The organism is Neisseria sp. P0021.S005 (assembly GCF_051956955.1).
In genome coordinates, this window is the sequence record NZ_JBQCWY010000914.1 from 1 (window position 1) to 503 (window position 503).

Below are 503 nucleotides of genomic sequence, written 5' to 3' on the forward strand. Positions count from 1 at the left end.
GTATTCAGACGGCCTTTAAAGCCGGAAAAAACGCAGTCAAACACATGGACTGGAGCGAACGCTTTCCTGAATTGGAAGCGCAACTGGGTGCACCGATTGAAGGCTATTCCCCTCCAGAGCACTGGACGCGCAAGCAGCTCAGAAGCATGGGGCGCGTATCGCATTTGTGTGTCGATGCGGCGGAACAAGCTTTGACGGATGCAGGCTTGCTGGGTGATGAAAGCATTACCGACGGCCGTATGGGCGTAGCGTGCGGTTCGTCTGTCGGCAGTACCAAAGACATCGGCGATTTGGGCGAGCTCTTGCTGACCGGCACTTCGCGTAATTTCAACGCCAATACTTATGTGCGCATGATGCCGCATACGGCCGCCGCCAATATCGGCATTTTCTTCGGCTTGAAAGGCCGCATTATCCCGACTTCGAGCGCGTGCTCTTCCGGCAGCCAAGGCATTGGTTATGCCTATGAAGCGATTAAATACGGCCTGATTGATATGATGCTGGCT

1 protein-coding gene is annotated in these 503 nt (G+C 54.5%); it reads left to right on the forward strand.

Translation table 11 applies throughout. The annotated features are described in order from the left end of the window. The coding region (locus tag ACTHUE_RS20135; protein WP_440424293.1) for a beta-ketoacyl synthase N-terminal-like domain-containing protein at nucleotides 1–503 on the forward strand (503 nt) is incomplete at both ends.